This window comes from Pedobacter sp. P26, from assembly GCF_050632135.1.
Lineage (GTDB): Bacteria > Bacteroidota > Bacteroidia > Sphingobacteriales > Sphingobacteriaceae > Pedobacter.
Genome location: NZ_CP192574.1, coordinates 4,367,372 through 4,388,432 on the forward strand (window position 1 = coordinate 4,367,372; position 21,061 = coordinate 4,388,432).

Below are 21,061 nucleotides of genomic sequence, written 5' to 3' on the forward strand. Positions count from 1 at the left end.
AAGAACATATAAGCTATATGCCCCTTAGTACCTTATGTGTGAAAAATAAAACCTGGTCTGTGTTCCCACAGACCAGGCACTTTGTTGTTTGAGGCTGTTAATATTTAAATACTTTTCCTTCTACCATTACTTCCTGGCGGGTGGCATCAAAGGTTGCTTTTCCACCGGTTCGCACTGCAGCATTGGTCATAATGTTTGCAATAGAATGCTGATAACCCGCTTCTACAGGGGCATTAGGCTCTTTTCTACTGCGGATACATTCCAGCCAGTTGCGCATATGGTTAGAGCTTAATACATCGGCTCCCGTATTGGCCGATGCCGCCGCGGCCGACGGCGCTGCAAGTTTAATTTCGGGCAAAAGATTCGGTTTCATTTTCATGGCCGCTGCTGCCCTCTCAGTTAACCCGCCATGTGGTGATATGGTGTTGGTAATCAGGTTCAGTTCCCCGCCGTTCGAATAATAAATCTCCGCAGGCTTTTCATCTCCATTGTGCATTCTGGAGGTAAAGACTACCTGAAAACCTTTCGTAAGGTCGTCAAATGGCCCATAATCAAAAACAGCAGTGGTGGTATCCCAGTTCCGGCGACCATCTTTCCATTGATAAATACCACCATTTGCGGTTACGCTTCTGGGGTGTGATAAACCGGTAAACCAATGCACGGTATCAATCTGGTGGCTCATCCATTGCCCGGGCATACCCGAAGAATAGGGCCAGAAAAGACGGTACTCCAGATAAATCCTCGGATCAAAGGCTTCATACGGGCGGTTCAGCAAAAAACGTTTCCAATCGGTATCTTCTTGTTTCAGTCTGGTGACCAGATCAGGACGGCGCCAGCGGCCCGGCTGGTTTACATTCCAGCTTAACTCCACCATGGTAATATCGCCAAATTTACCCTCTTTAATGAAATCGGCAGCTGCTTTATAATTCTGTCCACTGCGGCGCTGTGAGCCGATCTGCAGAATCTGTTTAGAAGACCTTACCGCTTTTAAAGCAGCACGGGCATCTTCCATGGTTTCGGCGAAAGGTTTTTCGCAATATACATCCTTTTTATTTTTAACCGCTTCGATGGCGTGAGATGCATGTGCAAAATCGGGCGTACTGATGATTACCGCATCAAGATCTTTCAGGGCATAAAGTTCATCATTGTTTTTACAGGAGGTAATGCCATGGCCAATTTTGTTTTTAATATGTTCAGCACCTAAAGTACGGCGGTAATTCCAAAGGTCGGAAAGTGCAACAACATCAAAATTCAGTTCTTTATTGTGGTTCAAAAAGCATGGGAAAAGTGTATCCTTAAAACGGTCTGAAAAGCCCACTATGCCAACCCTTACCCGATCGTTGGCACCAATAATATTCGCATAACTTTTTGCCGACATTCCAAAACTGCCTACATAGGTGCCAGCCGCAGCAATTGCCGCCTTTTTTATAAAGTCTCTTCTCGATTCTTCCATCGTGCCAGTTATTTAAGTGTTTTTATTTTAAGGTTCCGGTACGAAACATTGTTACCATGATCCTGTATCAGAATATGTCCTTTTTTAGCCTCCCCGAAGTTTTTCCATGTTTTATATTTACTTCCGGCTACTAATTTTCTGAAATCATCCGATCCACGCTCATATTCTACTACCTTTACGCCGTTCAACCAGTGCTCTACGTGATTGTTGGGATAAACACGCACTTCGCCACTGTTCCATTCGCCAATTGGTTTAATTACCGAAGCGGGTTTGTTGGATGGAATGAGATCGTACAAAGAGGCCAGTTTGCGGTTACCGTTTTTGCCCAGTTTAGCATCCGGATGCTTTTCATCATCCAATACCTGAAACTCGAGACCAATGCCCGATAGGTTGGTTTTTCTTCTTCGGTTACAAAGTATTTTATGCCGCTGTTGGCACCTGGACTAAGTTTAAAATCGAACTTTAAAATAAAGGCCGAAAATTCATCCCGGGTTACAATATCGCCACCAGAGCCCTGCTCCTGTCCGTTTGAGGCCAGTACCGTTAGCACCCCATCTTTCATTTCCCAGCCTTTGGCAGGAAACTGCTCTTTGAATATCGCGCGCCATCCAGTGGCATCCTTACCATTCCATAGCATCTTAAATCCGTCTTTTTTCTCGATTTTGCTAAGTGTATTTTGAGCATAAGTTAGGTTTACGGCAAAAATGCTCAATAATAGCATATAAAATAACCTGTAGTTTTTCATTGAATTTAATTTATAGTAATTGTTATGTGTTTAAAAAATGTAGTTTTCAGGTGGTACCAGGTGTTTAAGCCGGATAGAGGGAATCTGGTTTCATAAATATCTCCAACATTTGCATTTGATGTGCTTAACAAGTTTATAATTGGTTGATATGCCAAAGTAAGCCAATGAACCTTGTAAAATATGTTCAATTTATTGTTGATTTGTCTCATTTTACCTGCTCAAAAAGCAGAAAAGACGCAGAATCTCCTATCTGAAAAACAGTTACCAAAAAATATAATAAGATCTAAAAACGTAAAAACAACACACTAAAAATCAACAAATTACAACAGACAAAACCAACAGAATAGAAGCTAAAAAGGAACAGATTGAGCCGTTGTAAGCAGTCATAAACGATGCATTTAAGCCTGGCCATCCGGCATCAACAGCCCTTCCTCTCTGTATATAATTGTTTATTTTCGGACAAATAACCAGACGGCAAAAAGACAATTTACACCTTGAAATACATGATTAATTTTCGATTATCTACTTTTTTTAACCAATTTTTAAATGGCGTTCAGCTTATAAAAAATCAAAAAAAGTCAGTCGCACAAAAGCCTCTGACAGCACCAAAACAACCCATAGCAATTTGCTTATTTGCATTGCTGATCAGCTTGTGCCTCTATTCCTGTGGGTTAAAAAAACGCAGTCTGTAAATTCAAATACAGAGGATATTGCCCCTTTATTGGTAAACCCAGCCCTACCGGGCGATAATCCGGATCCTTCTATCATCAGGGTTGGAAAGGTTTATTATGCCACTTCTACCACAAACGAATGGGCTCCTTATTTCACCATTTATAAATCAACAGACCTTAAAAACTGGAAGCTGATCAATCATGTTTTCCCGGATGGATTTAAGGATATGAAAAACCAGTGGGGCGAGAATAACTTTTGGGCATCGGAACTGGTTTACGATCAAAAGCAAAACCGGATTTATGCTTATTATACAGCCCATAACCGGGCGACAAAAGGTAATCCTGGTTTACAGTGCGGTACGGCCTGGATTGATGCTGATAAAATTGAAAATGGTAAATTTACCGACAATGGCCCGGTAATTATCGAAGATGAATGTGGTGCCATAGATGCATTTGAGTTACAGCAAAATGGTAAAATTTATGCGTTCTGGAAAAACGACGGCAATGGCTGTGGCAAAGAAAGCTGGATCTGGAAACAGGAAATTAACGACAGCCGTACGAAATTGCTCGGGCAAAAAAGCAAGGTATTTACCAATAGTCAGCCATGGGAAACGGGACTTGTAGAAGGGGCCTGTTTCTTTACTTTGGGAGAATATGTCTACAGTCTCTATTCAGTTGGTGGTTGCTGCGATGCCAAGTGCAATTATAAAACCGGAATTGCGAGGACGAAAGACCTGAATAGTGGCGTATGGGAAAAATATAGCAACAATCCGATTATGGTGAGCAATGATAAATGGAACTGCCCGGGCCATGGCACGGTGGTAAAAACTGCGGAGGACAGAATGTTTATGCTTTACCATGCTTTTAACAAAAAATACGATGTTTTTGTAGGTCGTGAAGGCATTATAGAGGAGTTGATGGTTGGCGCTGATGGCTGGCCTGTATTGCATAATGCAACCCTTCCCAACCGGCCAAAAGCCGATCTTAATTTCACCGATAATTTTGAGCAGGATCAAAAACTGGATCTTGCCTGGCAGTGGCCATCTAAATCGCAAAGACCGCCGATGTTTTTTGATAAAGGCTTAAAATTGGCCGCATCTGACGAAAACCATGCGCTTGGCACCTTTTTAGGTCAGTACATTAAATCCGTAAACTTTAGCATTAGTGCAGAAGTAAATCCTGGCCCAGCTAAAACAGGCATTTGTTTGGGAGGAGCGATTTTTAAAAGTAAGTGGCCTGGCGAGCTTGGCGGCATAGGGATTACGGCTTCGAAAAATGGTTTAACTGTTTTTGATAATTTTGAAGACACATACAGGGTTCATAAAACATCAACAGAAAGTTTGACCGCTCCAGTGCAATTGAAAATGCTGATTAGCGACGATGGCAAACAGATCGAATTTTTCTATAAAAAACAGGGAACAGAATGGCTTAGTTTTTATCGTACAGATTTTCTAGCAGCTAAATACGTGCCTTGGGGAATGGGATATAGGGCAGGCGTTGTGGTAAAGGGAAATCCATCGGAAACAGGAAATTTTAGTAGTTTTAAGTTGATGAATAATTAATTTTTATATAGTTATCATATTATTTTTATGATGGTCGGTGGGAAGACGACAATCAGGTTACCTTATTAAGGTATCGATTGGAGTAAAAAGCCTGATGTCGAACTTTTAACGATGGTCGATGAGACACCGACCATCAGAGGGAGTAATTCATTTACCACTGAATCTGTTGATCTTCATCCGGTATCAGCGTGTTCATATCGCGCTGCATGGATAAAGTACCTTCAACTTTATATTTCAGTCTTTGTCCGGGTACGGTGGTATAATCTTCAAACTCGTATGACAGGTAAAGGGTAGTGTAAACATGTTTTAAATAAGGAAGTTTTGGATCCATAGCCTCATCCCTGGTGTAATAAGATTGTGTTGTTCCCACCTTAAATTTATTATTACCTGCATTATCGCTCCAGATTTCCAGTTTCTTCTTCTGAAGGTCGATTTTCTCGTCGGTAAATTTTATAAATACTTTATAGTTCTTGCGGTCCAGGTAATCGATATCCCTTATCCCCGCATAAAGAAAAATGGTTTTATCATCCACCACAAAAGTTCTGTGGGTATTTAAAGTCAAAGGTTCGGTATCCCCTTCTAAAAATATCTTGTAAAGGGTACCGCCGTATTCGCCAGAGTAATCGTTAAAAGGAGTAATGCGCAGCATCGTCCGGCGGAAATATTTGTTTGGATTCGCCTGGTAATCATAAGACGGATCGCTTAAAATCTGCAAGGGCAAGACCCACTTATCTGCCTGGTCGAGGTCGCCGAGGGAAAAATCAACCGGTATGGTAACCATGCTCACACCGGCAGGAGCCTCTATACTTGGGGGCATCGTATAATATTTTTTATCCAGCTGCCTGAAATACAGTTCCTGCCTGTGCCCATATTGTTCCTGGTTTAATTTTGCCAGGGTATCAGGATCTAAACCGATGTGGATGGTGCGGTTTTTAACATTGGGGGTAGAACCGCTGATGATAACCGGCAGGTTAAACCGTAATTTCCCCTGGGCATTATAACGGATGTAACACCAGGTTACGCCCTGCGCTGTCGGGTTTGATTTAAATGATGCCATCTGGACAAACTGTTCTTTTTTCCATTCATCATTACAGGATACAAAGCATATTGCTGTTGTGACTATTAAAAATAGTAGATATATATTTTTTTCATTGTTGTAAATGTTAATCTTATTCAGGATTTGTCCAGCCAGGGTTTTGGGTGAGGTATTTATTGCGTTTTAATTCATCATAATGTATGGGCCAGAACCACATTTTAAGGGTAAAAATGGAAGGCAAAGAAGGTGTTTCTACCACGGTATGGAAAAGATCGGCCTGTGCTTTGGTGGCATAGGCATTATATCCATAAACCGGAGCCGATTCTTCTGACGGCGCATCCGTCCAACGGCGCAGATCGAAATAACGCTGTCCTTCTGCAAAAAGCTCAATCTGCCGTTCTCTTTTTAATTTAATGCGGAACCTGTTCGGATCAGCATATACATCACCCGCATAATCAGCCAGCCCGGCACGGATGCGGATGGGCTGAATTCCCCTTTTCATCTCTGAAATATTGCGTGATATGGCATGCGTCCTGCTCCCGTCCCACGAAGGAATATTGTAAGAACCATTTAATTCGTTTAAGGCCTCTGCGTAAATGAGCAATACTTCAGCATAGCGAATGGCAGGATCTACTTTTTGTTTCATCCTGGTTTGATCGTAAGCGGTAACGGCTACATTGCTAATATCATCCGGGTGGACATATTTTTTGATACCTACACCCGTACGAGGCCAGTAAGAGGTATTTTTATAGCCATTAGGGTCGCCCCGGTAATAAAATATCTGCACATTACTCTTTTCATCCTTTACAGTTTCAGCATTCAATAAATTCCAGGTAGAGCCATTGTAAGAAACCGAAGCATAAAAACGGGGTTCGCGGCGTGCGAACTGTTTATTTACCCCTAAACCCATGGGTCCCAATTCCGGATAACTGGCCAATTCTTCTTGTTTTACATAACCTGTTGCCCGCGGTGCCGAATTGAAACGGCCTTCGTAACCCTGCCTCCCCGCATACATGCTGTTCATGCCGGGTGCATCGCTACCGTTGTTCATGTAATAGGCGTCTACCTGCTTCTGCGTCATACCGTGCGAGTTATAACCTTTACCTTCCAGCCGGGGCAGCTGATGCAATACCAGCACATTAATCCCTTCCCCACCCTGGTTTTGACCATGGGTAAAAATCAGTTCCGGATTTTGGTAAGCCGGTACCGTACCGTTGAACAAAGCACGGTAAGATTCGAAAGGATCAATATCGCTCCAGCCAGAAGGCCAGGCACTGTTAGAAAAATTACTGTCGAAAGGTGGTGTTACCGTGGCCGGATAAGCGGCATCGCCCGTTGCTTTTTTATAGGCCACATACAAGCGATACTGCCCTAAATCTATTACATCTTTTGCAGCAGCAGCTGCCCTCGCCCATTTCGATTCATCATAGGTGCGGGAAAGCAAGGGCTTTCCATCTTTGGTTACCATGGCTGCAGCAACTTCTGCGGGCGCTTTTCCATTAGCCAGCGGACTTGCGGCATATAACAATATCCTTGCCCTCAGCGCCAAAGCCGCACCCCGGGTTGGTCTTGCAACTTGTTGTATACCTTGTTGGATAGATAAGCCTTTGGCCGCCTCAGCAAGCTCATTAGCAAGGTAAACGGCACATTCTTCATAGGAATTACGCGGCTGGGCAATGTCATCATATTCTTTGGTATAATCTATACCTTCGTTGGGTACAATGGGCACAGGACCATAGGTACGCAACAATATCCAATAAAAATAAGCCCTTAAAAAGCGGGCCTGCCCTTTTAAATCGGCAATTTCTTTTGCAGTAAATCTGGTATTGATATCAATGTTATTGATGAAAACAGAAGCCTGCCTGATACCCTTGTAAGCAGTATTCCAGATTTCTTTGCTCTCACCGTTCAGACCATTTTCGGTGTATTGTCCGTTTTTCCATCTTTTGTATCCGTCACTTTCGTCACCATAATACATATCATCCGCAAAATTAAAGGGTACCGATTTTTTGCTACTTACCTCCTGCATATAATTACTGCCCAAAAAAGAGTAGGCTTGTGCCAGCCACCTGTTTGCATAATCGGGATTGGTAAATACCTCTTCTGTGGTTAACCTTTCATCAAAAAGATAATCGGAATCGAGAAATTTCTTACACCCATTGATGATTATAACTGTGCCTAGAATACCTAAAACCACCACTGTTTTTTTCAAATTCTTCATTGCTTATAAATTAACTGATACGCCTATTGATAATGTTTTGCTAAGCGGGTATACTTTCCCTGTTGAGCTTCCTAACTCCGGATCCCAAAGCTTAAACTTACTGAAAGTAAGCAGGTTAGTACCGATTAAAAAGAAACGGACATTGTTTAAATGTGCCCTGTTTACCAGGCTTTTGGGTAAAGAATAACCGATATCCAAAGTTTTTAAACGCAGATAAGAACCATCCCTGAGCCAAAAGGTTGATGCCCTGTAGTTATTATCATTCGGGCCATAGGTTAAACGTGGATAATCCGCATTGGGATCTTCATTAACACCCAAAGTCCAGCGATTGCTGTTAGCAATATCAGTTAAGATATTCCCCCAGTTCTGTCCTAAACTGAACATGTAAACTGAAGAGCCGTTTATAAAATATGTCGATTTGCCTACACCCTGAAAATGCACATTGATATCAAGGCCCTTCCAGCTTGCGGACATCCCAAAGCCATAAGTAAAATTGGGTCGGGTTGTTGCCCCAATAGCCACAATGTCGTTATCATCAATAACCCCATCTCCGTTAATATCTTTGTATTTGATATCGCCCGGCATCACTGTGCCAAAACTTTGCCTCGGACTGTTACGGATATCATCATAATCTTTAAACAGGCCCAAATCAATCAGCCCCCTGGCTTGGTCTACCCGGTGCCCTTCCTGCAGTTTATAGCTATAAATGGTATTTTCTTCATCCCGTTCAATAATTTCGTTCTTGCTATAAGTGGCATTGCCCCGCAGGGTAAAATCGACTTTATTGATTTGCTGCTTAAAGGTAAAACTACCGTCAAAGCCATGTGCTTTTACCTCACCCACATTGGCTGATGGATTGTTCTCGAGGCCTACAAATCCGGGTAGAAAATTCCGGCTCATGTAAATGCCGTCCCGCCTTTCCTTGAAGTAATCTACCGAACCGCTGATCTTATCGTGGAATAAAGAGTAATCGATCCCCAAATCCTGCTTGGTGGCCACTTCCCAGGTTACATTTGGCGACGCTACCGAAGAGTAACGGATCCCCGTCCAGGGGTTTGAAGAATCGAAATCCCCGAAATTATAACCGCCTGCCGCCGTCTGTTCTAAACTGTAGAGGTAAGGGAACCTGATATTGCCTAAATTATCGTTACCGGTTTTCCCATACGAATAGCGGACTTTAAACATATCTACCCATCCCAGTTTCTTCACAAGCGGTTCTTCGCCCACATTCCATGCGCCCGAAATGGCCGGAAAAAACCCAAAGCGGTAATCTTTATGGAAATTTTCTGAACCGGTGTAGCCGAAATTAAAATCAAGATAGTAGCGCGAGTTCCAGTTATAATTAACACGTCCAGCCAATCCCTGGTTGCGTCGGGCAATTCCGTTTTTAAGATCGGTACCAATATTCTGGGTAAAAACTTTGGAAGCCTGGCTGTATTTGATCACCGCACCGAAATTATGTGCAGCGATACTGCGGTTATAATGGGTTTCCCATTCGAAAAACTCATTTTTATTACCATCCGAACCGGATGACTGCGTCATTTTTTGTTCTTCTTTAATGCGCTTAAATATCAGTTCACCTGCGGTATTGCGGTATCGGTTAGCACTCCACAATTCTGGAAATTTGTAACGTTTAATGTAATTGTTGTTGTAGGTGTCGTATCCGAAACGTCCTACAAAGCGGAGTCCCGGGGTAATGAAATCGAGGCCCTGATTCAGGTTCAAGGTGGTTTGGATATTGTTGCTCCAGCTTTCGTTATAACCCGTCATAGTGCCCTGCACCCATGGATTAAAACGGTCCATATCATTATCCGGATTATTGTCTCCATCATCACTTGCAGGGATTTTTCCGTCCGAGTACCTTAATGGCGAGGTAATGGCATTGTAGCCCATCAGGGCGGTCCAGATGGCATCACTGCCTACCCCAGGATCATTTTGTTTACGCAAGGAGCCCGATACCCCAACGGTTAACAGGGTAGATTTCGTAATATCCATATCCACGCTTAAACGATAGGTATATTTATTGAAACTGGCATTGGTATTATAATCTTTTAAGGCATCATCAACCTTATACATCCCCTGTTGGTTCTGGTAACTGCCTGATAAATAATAGCGGGCCGTTTTTCCACCTCCGCTCAGGTTGAGCATACTGCGTTGGCTTTTTGCCGCATCGCGTAGCACTACATCCATCCAATCTACATTGGGGAACAAATCCGGATCAAGCCCCAGACGCAGTACTTCAAGCTCGGGACGGGAGAAAAGTGGCTCCTGATTGCGGACAATTTTTGCCTCATTGGCCATGGAGGCATAGGTATAACCATCTACAAACTGCGGCAGTTTGGTAAGTGTGTTGTAAAACCCTTCCACCTTGGCGTTAATATTTACCTTTCCTTCTTTACCCCTTTTGGTTTTGATCAGGATTACTCCGTTGGCACCTCTGCTGCCGTACATAGCGGTTGCAGAAGCATCCTTTAGTAAGGAAAAGGATTCTATATCTTCCACATTGATTTCGTTCATGTCCCGTTCGAAACCATCAATCAGCACCAAGGCCGCATTACTGGCACCAAAAGTAGAAATACTGCGCACCCAGAATTCTGAAATACTACCGGGCCGTCCCGAAGTTTGCATGGCCTGTATACCCGGTACTACCCCGGCAAGGGCATCGGCAATGGAGGTGGATGGATTGGATTTAAGCTGATCCACATTTACCGTCGTAATTGCACCAGTAATGGCTATCTTTTTTCGGCTCCGGTGGCGGTGACCACCACCTCATTAAGTACGCTGGCATCCGATTCTTTTAAGGTAACATTAACTACGCGCTGTTCTTTTACCAAAACTTCTTTCTTTTCGTAACCCACATAAGAAAATACGAGGGTTTGGTAGGCGGGCATTTTTATACTGTATTTACCTTCTCCATCTGTGATGGCCCCCAAACCTGGCAGATTGCTCACCGATATACTCACCCCTGGTATGGGTAGATTTTTCTCGTCAGTTACCGTCCCTTTAACAGTCACCTCCTGTGCCCGGATAGTAAAGGAAATTCCAAGCACCATGAGGCAGGTAAGTAAAATAAATCTCATCATTATATTTTGCGTGTTTATAAATTATTCTTCTTTAGCTATTTTGCGGATAAGCCAGTTGCCAGTATCGCCGACGTAAAAACACTTCCTGGTTTCATCATAGGTAATGGCCTGTGGACTATTAAAACGGGCTTCGGTACGTAAATCACCATCGGCATAACCGCTTGTACCATTATTGCCACGCCCGGCAAAGGTACTTACCCTTCCTTGCGGTGTTAAGGTGCGGATGGCATGGTTGGCCTTATCGCAGAAATAGAAATCGTACTGGTCTCCTCCCGCAGCTTCATAGTCAGGATTTTTAACAAAAACGCCTTGTACAGGGCTATTTAACCTGGCATTGGTACCAATACCATCGGCATAACCCGCATTACCCGCAGCACCGCAAATGGTATAAGGTGTTTTGAAGGTTTTTGTAGCACGATCATAATCGGTACGCATAATAAAATGCTTTTCATATTCAATCAGATAGGCGTAATCGCCCGAGGGGTGCATCACCATATAAACGGCTACGGCACTATAAGGGTTAGAAAATACCAGTTTATCCTCCCTGGTATTAAAATCGTACCTTCGGATATCGCCTGCCCGATACCTGGAATAATATAGTTCCCCGTTTTGCGGGTGCACCATAGTGCCGTTTACCCCACGGGCATAAACTTCAATTGCTTTCTTTTGCAGAAAATTGGATTCACGGGTAAATATGTAATTGCCGTTTTTGGTATCGCTGGAGTGGTTGTGCGAAACAATCATGTCCTGGTTGCCATCAATTCTCCAATTGATGATGGATACCCTGTCCAGGTCTGTTCTGAAATAACTTACATATTTTTTTCGAAATCGATCAAACGGCAACTGTTAATATCTGCTGAAAAATAGAGGTGATTTGGATTTTTTGGATCGAGTGTAAGCCAGGTGACTCCTTTAAAGGCGCCACAATCATTAAACGGCCCCTCTTTTTCTTCAAAATTGGAAGCCACCTGATAATATTTACCTAAAAATGTAGAAACGAGCAGTTTTCGTGTATAAGAAAAGGCTTCTTTTGAGATTGCCTTTGCAAGTTGCTGGTTGTTGCCGTCAACTATGGTTATTTTGATATTGCCATCGTAAGCTTCCTCCGGAATAATACAATAAAGGCTATTGTTTTTGACCCCGATAATTTTGGCTGGTTTTCCACCAATGGTTACTTTTATTTTAGAGATATCATTCCCGAAATTATCGCCATAAATAATCAGGTTATTGCCTACACCGCCCTGTCTGGGGTAAAAATCAGTGATCATCACTTCTTTAGAGGGATCGTAACCATCCTCTTGCTGCAATTTTTCCTGTTTACACTGTGTTAAAGAAAGTGCAATCAGCGCAAGCAATATCCAATGGATCTGCCAGCGCAAGGTTTTAACATCGTTGTTTGTTTTCATATACACATACGTTTTTTCCGGTTCTGGCCCGGATTACATGATTTTAACTGTTACCCACTGGTTGTACGTTATAAACCAATGGTATTCTTTAGAACCCGGGGATTTTTAACAGGCTGTTATGGTACTACAGGAAGCAAGCAAAAACACTCCCAAATTTTGGACAAAGGAATTCCCTTTCGGCCTTATAAACGTAATGCCGGTTGCAGGTATCGGCCAAACCAACCCTTATTGCGTAAAAATGATTGCTAACTTTAAGCTGGATACCCAAAAACACTAAAACGTTTTTACGGTAAAACAATATTTAATGGAATACAAAAACATTAAATGCCAACCACATCGCTGTAAAAAGCTACAGCTATGTTGCGCCGACTCAGCGATGATTTCAGAAAATTGTTTGTAAACCGTAAATGACACCGGTTTTATTCCTTGCGCATTAGTGTAGTTCTGATACGGCCGGTAGTACAAGAAATATATTCGGAACAGATGAGTAATTATTGAGCATCATATAAATTTAGTTTTAATTTCCCTGGTTAGTTGATTTTTGATACGGCACTGATGATCAGCTGTCTGAAATAAATATCTGTTTTCTCATAATAAAATTTGACACTGCAAAAAGCATGGTGTTGCCTGTTGAAGAAATTGCAGTAAGGTTTGTTATTTGGTTAATTGAAGTCAAAGTAAAGAAATAGTGATTTTATTATCTGTTCAATATTTTGTCGATTCGTCTCAACTTTGATATCGTTCTGATCATAACACACTGCTTTTGACATAGACTTAGCAATAGGTAAACAACACTTCAGATAATCTTTTTCCTATATGCGGTGAGAGATATGGTTCATGGCAGAAAAACTCTACACTTCTATCGTACTAATACATTTTTGCTGAGATGCCCAACAAGAGGGGCAAAGATAATCTGGTATAGGGTGAGATATGTTTGGAACAGCTTTTATTGACCCAACGATAACATGCTGAAGGTCAAACAAAAAGGGTTGCTTTTTAAAGAGCAACCCTTCAAGGTTTTGGGCTTGGGCCCAGTTGTACCCGGAGCCGGAGTCGAACCGGCACGGTTTCCCACAGGTGTTTGAGACCAGCGCGTCTACCAATTCCGCCATCCGGGCATTCGTATTGGACGGGGTTGCAAATGTAGATAACGAAAGCCTAAATCACAAAATTATTTTCAATTAATTTTAACTCATTGAGAAACAATTATTTTGGCCTTTCGTCTTTTAATTTCCGATCAACCACAAAGGGCATAAATGGTAAAAGTGATGCTAAAAAAATCAAAACAGTTTTACCAAACTTCCATTTTTGCTCTTGCCAGGCCAAAATTAAGGTAGCAGCATATAATACAAATAACAGGCCATGTGCCCATCCGGTATACTTTACATACAAAGGTAATCCGGCGAAGTATTTTAGTGGCATGGCTACAAATAGTAAAAGCAGGTACGATATTCCTTCTGCTACGGCTACTTTACGGAAAATAGAAAGGGAGCTATTCATTGATCTGATTGTTTTCTCCTAAAGTAGAGCAAAGCTTTTGCCTGACAAAAACTAAAAAATGATTTTACAATCGGGTGTTCATATTTTTTGCCACGGAAGAATGCGGTGCAAGATCCTGAAATAAATCCGATAGCTATCGATTCAGGATGACGATCGAAATGGAATGTTATACTTTGGTGCAGAGAACCTATTCCATACATTTTCCATCTCCTATTATTTATTATTGCTTGGACAAACGCTCTCTTAGTCTGCTAATGTATTTTTGCCTGTAAAAAATGTCTTTAATCAAAGGTAATGTTAGATCAGATTCTGATGGGTTTTCATCAAATTTTTTAACCAGTTCGCTTAATTCATCATTCAATTGTTTTTCAATCAAATTCACATCATTATTTACTTGAAGTAATTTTTCGGTATCTGGCTCAAACTCCAAGTCCATTAAAGCCTCATTTACATCCATCATTTCCATTAGAAAGGATTGTGGCAGTTGATAACCTTCGTCTGTTTCTACTATCCCTTTTAATTCGAGCACATATTTTAAGCGTTTTTTAGCGTTGCTCAATGTCTGGTAGGCTTTATTATTCAATGTCGACAGATCGAGTACTTCCTGCTGTTTCTCTTCACTTTCATTGGCATAAAAATCGGGGTGAAACTGTTTGCTTAAAGCATAAAACTTTGTTTTTACCGCATTTTGATCTGGATTAAACTGAATCGGTAAATCGTAAAATTCGAAATAATTGATATCTGGTTTCGCTTCGCTCATGTTGTGTATTAAATTAAAAAGCCGCAGATGTACAGATTGACTGGTCAAATCTGCGCATCTGCGGCAATGATATAAATTTGGTTTTACTTACCGAAAGATTTTAGAATATCATTACCAAAAGCAAACACCATTAAACAGATCAGGATTACAAAACCCACAATCTGTGCCTTCTCAAGTACTTTCTCGCTAACAGGCTTACGTTGTACCATCTCTATTAAGAGAAACACTACATGGCCTCCGTCTAAGCCTGGAATAGGTAATAAATTCATAAATGCCAGGGCCATCGAAATCAATCCGGTTAAAGTCCAGAATTTAACCCAGTCGAAAGTACTGCCATAAACTTTTGCAATACCAATCGGACTGCTAATATTACGCGCACTTAATTTACCTGTAATCATTTTACCAATACCTTTTGCATTATCTACAAAAGTACTCCAGGCCATGGTTGCCCCAACTGGTAACGACTCAATAAAACCAAAATCTACATGTGCAGTTTCAGGCATCTTTAAGTTAGGAATAATTCCAATTGTTCCATCTTTACTTACTTTAAGATCGAATGTTACTTCTTTTCCCTTGCGCAATGCCTTAATGGTAACGGGTTTTAACTTATTTGTAGAAACCTCTTCTTTAAACTGATCAAAAAAAGTGATCTGTTTTCCATTAACAGATAAAATACTATCGCCTGGTTTAATACCGGCAGCATAAGCAGGATACAATGGTTTCTCGAACTTTCTGCCAAATAACTTATCAAAAAATGATGGCTTATCCACTTTTTCATCAGGTGCGCTTACCTTATCTACACGCTCCATAGTGTATCTTGGTGAGATAAAATTCTCTTTATCGTTTTTCGATATTTTATTTAGAATGGTATCTGGAACAGAGATGTAAAGGGTTTTATTCTCCCTTAAAATGGTTAATTGTGCCCCATCAAACAGTACTTTGCTCGAAATCGCATCTTCAAAACGGATTAATTTATTGCCATTGATAGCTAAAATTTTATCTCCATTTCTCAAACCGATTTCTTTACCAATAGCACCTACAGAAATACCATCGTTTAGTTTACTGTTAACGGTATAATTTTGTCCGATGTTGAAGGTTAACATCCAGAAGATAAAAATACCTACAATTACGTTTACGATAATACCACCAAGCATTACAATTAAACGTTGCCAGGCTGGTTTAGAACGGAATTCCCAAGGTTGAGCAGGTTGAGCCATTTGCTCAGTATCCATACTCTCATCAATCATTCCGGCAATTTTTACATAACCGCCAAGTGGCAACCACCCCACCCCATATTCAACATCACCTTTTTTGAAACTAAAAAGTTTGAAACCCCAGGCATCAAAAAATAAATAAAATTTTTCTACTTTAATACCAAATGCTCTGGCTGCCAGGAAATGCCCTAATTCGTGTAATATTACCAATAAAGACAATCCGAGCAGCAGCTGCCCCGCCATAATCAATCCGTTCATATTCGCTTATAAAATTTTATGTTAGATGTTACAATATACTTTTTGTTACTAATTCGCCGGCTAAGATACGGCTATGTTTGTCAGTTTCTAAATAATCACTCAATTGTGGTTTTTCAATAAAACCAATTTCTTCCATACACTGTTCTATAACCTCGCTCATCTGCAGGAAACCGATTTTATCTTTCAAAAATGCTTCCACAACAATTTCATTTGCCGCATTTAAAATACAAGGCATATTCCCCCTTTTCGTAAAGAAGTAAATGCCAGATCCAAATTCCTAAAGGTTTCCATATCTGCTTTCAAGAAGCTAAAGTTTGGATATTCCAAGAAGTTAAAACGTTTAAAATTGTTTTTTAGCCTGTCGGGATAATTTAAAGCATACTGAATGGGCAATTTCATGTCAGGAACCCCCATTTGTGCTTTCATTGAACCATCGTTAAACTGAACAATGGAATGGATGATAGATTGAGGATGAACGATAACATCAATCTGGTCTACATCGAGGCTAAACAGCCATTTTGCCTCAATTACTTCTAAACCTTTATTCATTAAGGAAGCAGAATCAATGGTGATTTTTGCACCCATCACCCAGTTAGGATGTTTTAAGGCCTCCTCTTTTTTTACTGTAGAAAGAAAATCTTTTGTTTTGCCCAAAAATGGCCCGCCGGAAGCCGTGAGGTAAATTTTCTCGATCCGATTTTGCTCTTCCCCTACCAAACACTGGAATATGGCCGAATGCTCTGAATCAACCGGTAAAATTTTAACCTGGTGTTCAGTTGCCAATTGTGTAATCAGTTCGCCTGCAACCACCAAAGTTTCCTTATTGGCTAAAGCGATGTTTTTCCCTGCTTTTATCGCTGCAACAGTTGGTTTTAAACCAACCGATCCCATTAATGCAGTAAGCACTACATCGCTATCAGCATAAGCAGCTACTTCTGATAAGGCCGCTTCTCCGGCCAAAATTTTTATATCAAGGCCAAACAAAGCATCTTTAACTTCGCTGTATTTGCTTTCATCACAGATTACAACAATTGCCGGTTTAAATTCCTTTGCCTGTTGAATGAGTAATGCTGAATTCTTCAGTGCAGATAATACGGCAACTTTAAAAACCGTAGGATGATCCCTAACCACTTCAAGTGCTTGTGTACCTATGCTCCCTGTAGAACCTAATATGGTTATTCTTTTTACAGATTGCTGTATTGTTATATTGTTCAATTGTTTTCTTTCTCTCGTATTAAAAATTTAACTGTTTTAATAGCATTCGATTAAATTTTCAATTTTTCGTTTGTAAATTTTATCAGTTGATGAATTTCTTTCGGCAAAGTTTCCAAAGTTGCAAAAATCTTTGAATACGTTTCCTCATTTACCAACTTTCGAACTCTTGCTTTTTCGTTCCAGTCTAAACATTCCTTAACCGAACCAAATCTATAATAATAAAACTTGATCTTATCTTTCTTATGATAACGACCAAAGCCTTCAGCAATATTAGCTGAAATAGAATCAACAGCATCAACAAACTGTTGCCCGATGGTATACTTTGCAAAGCTATCCCAACCAGATACCAAATCCCATACAAAATTGCTAAGATGAAACGATTTTGTATATGCCGTTATATGATTCAATTGTAAATAATTCTTTTCCATGTGCTGAACCGTTAATTACTAACAACAATTTAGCAATTTTCATCTGCACAATGTTAAACAATCCAACAATATTCTACCGCCATGTTTAAGGCGCCAGTACAACAATTCAACAATGTAGCAATTAAACAATATATTTCTCCAACCCATCTGCCAATTTCCTATCATTACTCAACCGCGGAACCTTATTCTGTCCGCCTAACTTCCCTTCACTTTTCATATAGTTTACAAAGGCATCTTTTTGCAAAGTACGTATAATCAATGGCTGAAGGATGTTTCCCTCAATCAGGTCAAAATAATAAATATTTTTCTTTTGCAAAGCTTCATCAACCTTTTTACTAAAAGCAGCCAGATCTTTTGGCGCTGATGAAAACTCCACAAACCACTCATGGTAAGGCAATTGATCAGCTGCCGGATTAACCTGCGGTGCCACTGTAAATTCTGTAATTTCTACCTGCTCTTCATTTGCTACCGTTAAAATCGCTTGTTCTACCTCTTCTCCTATTACATGTTCACCAAAGGCAGAAATAAAATGTTTAATCCGCCCGGTAACTACAATTTTATATGGATTTTTCGAAACAAATTTCACGGTATCGCCAATACTGTAACCCCATAAGCCTGCATTGGTATTTAAAATCAATGCATAGTTGATATCAAGCTCAACCTCGCCAAGTGATAACCGTGTTGGATGATCATTGTAATATTGATCAGCGGGGACAAATTCGTAAAAAATTCCCGCATCAGCCAATAATAGTAAGCCTTTATCTTTTTGCGAATCCTGATAGGCAATAAACCCTTCTGAAGCCGGATAGGTTTCAATGGCATCAATTTTTTCCCGATGCTCTGTTCAATTTTTGCGCGATAAGGTTCGAAATTTACCCCTCCATAAATAAACAGGCTAAAATTCCTGAAAATTTCAGCGATTTTCTTTCTTCCTGATTTCTCTGAAAGTTTATCGAAATACATTTGTACCCAGGGTGGAATACCAGAAATCAAGGTCATGTTTTCATTGATCGTCTCCTCCACAATGGCATCCACTTTCTGCTCCCAATCTTCGATGATATTGGTTTCGTAAGAAGGTAGGCGGTTTTTTTGCAAATAAGCTGGCACGTGGTGGGCTACAATCCCTGATAAGCGCCCCACATTGATCCCATTTTTCACACTTAAAACCGGACTTCCTTGCAGAAAGATCATCTTTCCATTAACGAAACCGGCCTTACCTGTTTCATTAATATAAGTTAAAATGGCATTCCGTGCAGCTTTAATGTGCTCAGGCATCGACTCTTTAGAAAGCGGGATGTATTTTACGCCCGAAGTGGTGCCTGATGTTTTGGCGAAATAAAGCGGTTTTCCTTTCCAAAGCACATCAGCTTCGCCTGCCACCACACGATCTACATAAGGTTTTAAACCTTCATAATCCTTAACAGGAACATGCTTTTTAAAATCTGTATAGTTTTTGATCTCAGAGAAATGATGGTCTTTACCAAAAACAGTATGTTTAGCTTCATCAACAAGCTTTTTCAGCATGTTATTTTGAGCATTTACGGCATTATGCTTCCATTTGTTGATTTGCCAAACTGCAAATGCCGCAAAGGGTTTACTTAACGCTGCTTTAAGCCCCCAACCCCCTGAAGGGGACTTTTCCCTTCTACCGTTCTTTTCTTTTTCCATAAATTTTAATCTGATTTTTAACTCCGCTTCAGGGCTGGGGTTAGACTATATTATGTAAAATATCCGGATGCTTGTCGCCTTTATATTCGCTCGAAATTTTACGGTATGCAACCGTTAAAGCTACACTGGAAAGCGGAACGATAATAAATGAACTTAAAATATTGACAATGAAAGCGATTAAGGGCCATTGCAGATAGTTTAACAACAGATAAATTAAATATCCTCCACCTAAAACAACCAATAACAATAAGATCTTGGTGAAATTTCCTTTAGTTGTAGCCAAGCTTAACTTTATAGAATCGAATGGTGTTGCACCTTTATCAATAATAAAAAATGGGAAGAAAGAAATTCTTAACCAGGTAATGAAAATAGCAATAATACCCACTGATATGGCTACATTTTTAACGATCGAGACATTGATCCCAGTATAAATAAAAGGAAAGGCAACTAAGATCACTACCAGGTAAACACCTAAAATGCAGCCTACGAAATATAGCGTAGCAACCAAAAACCTGATGATCTGCTGCCTGGTTGGTAGGGTATCCACAATTTTAACATCACTTTCTTCATCGTCCATTAAATGGAAAATATACTTAAACAGTGAAAGATTAATGGTAAAATAGAGTAAAACGAAAATAATCACCATGATAATGCTTAAAGCCTTGCTAACGTCTTTAATAAAAAAGGCCATCAAACTTGATGCGCTAGCGGTGATAAACATTAAAAAACATAATGTAGCAATCGAGAAATAATGTTTCTTAGTTATGCCCCATGCTTTTTGCATTACATCGTTAACGGCGAACGTACTTTCTTTTAGATAATTGATCATTGTTGTTTGAATACCACACGTTTAAATAAATCCTGTATAAATCCTAAACCATAAGCGGTTAATTGGATAAATGAAGATATAATGCTCAAAAATGCAACTTTTAAAGATTTATTTACTGACCAGGAGTGAAAAAATATCAACATAAAGTAAATCAATAAGAAGAAGTTACAAACATACGCCAATGGCGGATAGATAAAGTTACATAAAATCGTGAAACCAAATCCTAAAGTAAATAAGGCAGGAAAAAAGTGAACCGGCTTTAATTCTTTCGGGAAATGTTTATAAATATTGATTCTTGCCCTACCGAAAAAGTGTAATTGTTTATAAAACTGGCTGAAACTCGTTCTGCGTTTATGGTAAACCTTTGCATCTGGGATCAAGCCGATTTTGAAACCATTTTCATGGATACGGATGCTATATTCAATATCCTCTCCCAAACGGGTTAAAATAAAGCCCCCTACCTTTTCCCAGGCCTGACGGGAAACGCCCATATTAAAACTACGTGGATGAAACTGCCCTACATGTTGCTTATTACCACGAATACCACCGGTGGTGAATGGCGATGTCATGGCGTAACTGATTGCTTTTTGTACCGGTGTAAAACTATCGTGCGCAGCATCCGGACCTCCATAGGCATCCAAATGATGTTCATAAAGGTAATTTCTAACAATTTCTAGATAATCGGCCGGAACCAGGATATCAGAATCAAAAATAATAAAATAATCGCCTGTAGCCTTTTCGAAACCAAAATTACGGGCAAAACCCTGTCCGGCATTCTCCTTGAAATAATATTTAATATCCAGTTTATCGGCATAAGAATCCACAATTGCCTTTGCATCGTTTTTCGAACCATCTTCAATAACCAAAACTTCAAACTGTAAATAAGTCTGTTTAGTTAAGGTATGTAAAAGCTCGTCAATTTCCTGAGGACGATTGTAAAGGGGATTATGATGGAGAAAAACATGTCTTGAAGCTGAAAGCTGAAAGACTAAAGATAAAAGCGCTTTAAGCT

At 40.3% G+C, this 21,061-nt stretch carries 16 protein-coding genes, 1 tRNA gene and 3 pseudogenes; 2 read left to right on the forward strand and 18 right to left on the reverse strand.

Annotation, left to right across the window (positions count from 1 at the left end; translation table 11 throughout):
* Positions 1 to 97 precede the first annotated feature (97 nt).
* From ACQ86H_RS20165 to ACQ86H_RS20175, 3 genes are read right to left on the reverse strand one after another with little or no spacing between them, the layout of a single operon-like run.
* On the reverse strand, positions 98 to 1,453 hold the full coding sequence (locus ACQ86H_RS20165) for a Gfo/Idh/MocA family protein (protein WP_431292298.1): 1,356 nt from the start codon (positions 1,451 to 1,453) through the stop codon (positions 98 to 100).
* 8 nt (positions 1,454 to 1,461) lie between these two features.
* Positions 1,462 to 1,812, reverse strand: coding sequence for a 3-keto-disaccharide hydrolase (locus ACQ86H_RS20170; protein WP_431292299.1), 351 nt, complete (start codon positions 1,810 to 1,812; stop codon positions 1,462 to 1,464).
* The gene (locus tag ACQ86H_RS20175; RefSeq protein WP_431292300.1) at positions 1,710 to 2,198 is read right to left on the reverse strand and encodes a 3-keto-disaccharide hydrolase; all 489 of its coding nucleotides are present in this window, start codon (positions 2,196 to 2,198) and stop codon (positions 1,710 to 1,712) included. Before ACQ86H_RS20175 ends, ACQ86H_RS20170 begins: the two co-directional genes overlap by 103 nt.
* Before the next feature lie 625 nt (positions 2,199 to 2,823).
* Between ACQ86H_RS20175 and ACQ86H_RS20180 the strand changes: the two genes are divergently transcribed.
* Complete coding sequence (locus ACQ86H_RS20180) at positions 2,824 to 4,431, forward strand: glycoside hydrolase family 43 protein (protein WP_431292301.1); 1,608 nt, start codon at positions 2,824 to 2,826, stop codon at positions 4,429 to 4,431.
* 151 nt (positions 4,432 to 4,582) lie between these two features.
* On the opposite strand, the gene ACQ86H_RS20185 is transcribed toward ACQ86H_RS20180, so the two are convergent.
* The 6 genes from ACQ86H_RS20185 to ACQ86H_RS20210 form a co-directional block, all read right to left on the reverse strand.
* Positions 4,583 to 5,488 carry a DUF4973 domain-containing protein gene (locus tag ACQ86H_RS20185; protein WP_431292302.1) on the reverse strand — a complete coding sequence of 302 codons (906 nt, stop codon included), beginning with the start codon at positions 5,486 to 5,488 and terminating at the stop codon, positions 4,583 to 4,585.
* A 112-nt stretch (positions 5,489 to 5,600) separates the two neighbouring features.
* The gene (locus ACQ86H_RS20190; RefSeq protein WP_431292303.1) at positions 5,601 to 7,688 is read right to left on the reverse strand and encodes a RagB/SusD family nutrient uptake outer membrane protein; all 2,088 of its coding nucleotides are present in this window, start codon (positions 7,686 to 7,688) and stop codon (positions 5,601 to 5,603) included.
* A gap of 3 nt (positions 7,689 to 7,691) precedes the next feature.
* Positions 7,692 to 10,391 (reverse strand): SusC/RagA family TonB-linked outer membrane protein, encoded by a 2,700-nt coding sequence (locus ACQ86H_RS20195; RefSeq protein WP_431292304.1) that lies wholly within the window; start codon positions 10,389 to 10,391, stop codon positions 7,692 to 7,694.
* 29 nt (positions 10,392 to 10,420) lie between these two features.
* A complete protein-coding gene (locus ACQ86H_RS20200) occupies positions 10,421 to 10,771 on the reverse strand; it encodes a carboxypeptidase-like regulatory domain-containing protein (protein WP_431292305.1) in 351 nt (116 codons plus the stop codon).
* Between the two features lie 21 nt (positions 10,772 to 10,792).
* Positions 10,793 to 11,614 carry a hypothetical protein gene (locus tag ACQ86H_RS20205; RefSeq protein WP_431292306.1) on the reverse strand — a complete coding sequence of 274 codons (822 nt, stop codon included), beginning with the start codon at positions 11,612 to 11,614 and terminating at the stop codon, positions 10,793 to 10,795.
* Positions 11,581 to 12,177 (reverse strand): IPT/TIG domain-containing protein, encoded by a 597-nt coding sequence (locus ACQ86H_RS20210; protein WP_431292307.1) that lies wholly within the window; start codon positions 12,175 to 12,177, stop codon positions 11,581 to 11,583. Before ACQ86H_RS20210 ends, ACQ86H_RS20205 begins: the two co-directional genes overlap by 34 nt.
* Before the next feature lie 118 nt (positions 12,178 to 12,295).
* Here ACQ86H_RS20210 and ACQ86H_RS20215 point away from each other — a divergent pair, with 118 nt between their 5' ends.
* On the forward strand, positions 12,296 to 12,454 hold the full coding sequence (locus ACQ86H_RS20215; protein WP_168202370.1) for a hypothetical protein: 159 nt from the start codon (positions 12,296 to 12,298) through the stop codon (positions 12,452 to 12,454).
* A 761-nt stretch (positions 12,455 to 13,215) separates the two neighbouring features.
* Here ACQ86H_RS20215 and ACQ86H_RS20220 read toward each other — a convergent pair.
* The 9 genes and pseudogenes from ACQ86H_RS20220 to ACQ86H_RS20260 form a co-directional block, all read right to left on the reverse strand.
* Positions 13,216 to 13,295 (reverse strand) — tRNA-Leu (locus ACQ86H_RS20220).
* Between the two features lie 88 nt (positions 13,296 to 13,383).
* The gene (locus ACQ86H_RS20225; protein ID WP_138822530.1) at positions 13,384 to 13,677 is read right to left on the reverse strand and encodes a DUF3817 domain-containing protein; all 294 of its coding nucleotides are present in this window, start codon (positions 13,675 to 13,677) and stop codon (positions 13,384 to 13,386) included.
* A 220-nt stretch (positions 13,678 to 13,897) separates the two neighbouring features.
* Positions 13,898 to 14,437: a Fe-S protein assembly co-chaperone HscB gene (gene hscB / locus ACQ86H_RS20230; protein WP_431292308.1), complete on the reverse strand. Its 540-nt coding sequence runs from the start codon at positions 14,435 to 14,437 to the stop codon at positions 13,898 to 13,900.
* A gap of 83 nt (positions 14,438 to 14,520) precedes the next feature.
* Positions 14,521 to 15,909, reverse strand: a complete 1,389-nt coding sequence (gene rseP / locus ACQ86H_RS20235; RefSeq protein ID WP_431292309.1) for an RIP metalloprotease RseP — start codon at positions 15,907 to 15,909, stop codon at positions 14,521 to 14,523.
* A gap of 28 nt (positions 15,910 to 15,937) precedes the next feature.
* Positions 15,938 to 17,109, reverse strand: a pseudogene (locus ACQ86H_RS20240) (1-deoxy-D-xylulose-5-phosphate reductoisomerase).
* A 65-nt stretch (positions 17,110 to 17,174) separates the two neighbouring features.
* Complete coding sequence (locus tag ACQ86H_RS20245; protein WP_138822524.1) at positions 17,175 to 17,552, reverse strand: four helix bundle protein; 378 nt, start codon at positions 17,550 to 17,552, stop codon at positions 17,175 to 17,177.
* A 121-nt stretch (positions 17,553 to 17,673) separates the two neighbouring features.
* A pseudogene (locus ACQ86H_RS20250) lies at positions 17,674 to 19,220 on the reverse strand (GH3 auxin-responsive promoter family protein).
* A gap of 40 nt (positions 19,221 to 19,260) precedes the next feature.
* Positions 19,261 to 20,049, reverse strand: coding sequence for a hypothetical protein (locus tag ACQ86H_RS20255; RefSeq protein ID WP_138822520.1), 789 nt, complete (start codon positions 20,047 to 20,049; stop codon positions 19,261 to 19,263).
* Positions 20,046 to 21,013: pseudogene (locus tag ACQ86H_RS20260) on the reverse strand (glycosyltransferase). The gene ACQ86H_RS20255 and the pseudogene ACQ86H_RS20260 overlap by 4 nt, the downstream one beginning before the upstream one ends.
* Positions 21,014 to 21,061 lie beyond the last annotated feature (48 nt).